This window comes from Streptomyces hesseae (genome assembly GCF_031845785.1).
In the GTDB taxonomy this organism is placed as follows: Bacteria; Actinomycetota; Actinomycetes; order Streptomycetales; family Streptomycetaceae; genus Streptomyces; species Streptomyces hesseae.
Genome location: NZ_JAVRFI010000095.1, coordinates 1 through 280, shown reverse-complemented (window position 1 = coordinate 280; position 280 = coordinate 1). Strand labels below are relative to the sequence as shown.

The 280-nt window shown below is 66.1% G+C and carries 1 protein-coding gene; it reads right to left on the bottom strand.

The window, feature by feature from the left end; translation table 11 throughout:
• Positions 1 to 280: class I tRNA ligase family protein (locus tag RM609_RS34350; RefSeq protein WP_311616607.1), on the bottom strand; the 280-nt coding region annotated here is incomplete at both ends.

The following is a 280-nucleotide window of genomic DNA, read 5'->3' as shown; positions in this document are numbered from 1 at the left end:
CTTCCGGCCGTCCTCGGCGAGGATGTGGCCGAGGCAGACGACGTTCTCGTACGAGGACTTGTCGAAGACGAGCGTGCCGACCGCCATCAGCGTGTAGAACCAGCCACGCGTCTGGTCGATGGCCTCGCTGATGAACTGCGCGGGGTAGCGCTGCTCGAAGAGCTCCTTGTTCTTGTACGGGTAGCCCCACTGGGCGAACGGCATGGAGCCCGAGTCGTACCAGGCGTCGATGACCTCCGGCACCCGGACGGCCGTGTGGGAGCAGCCCTCGGCGGTACAG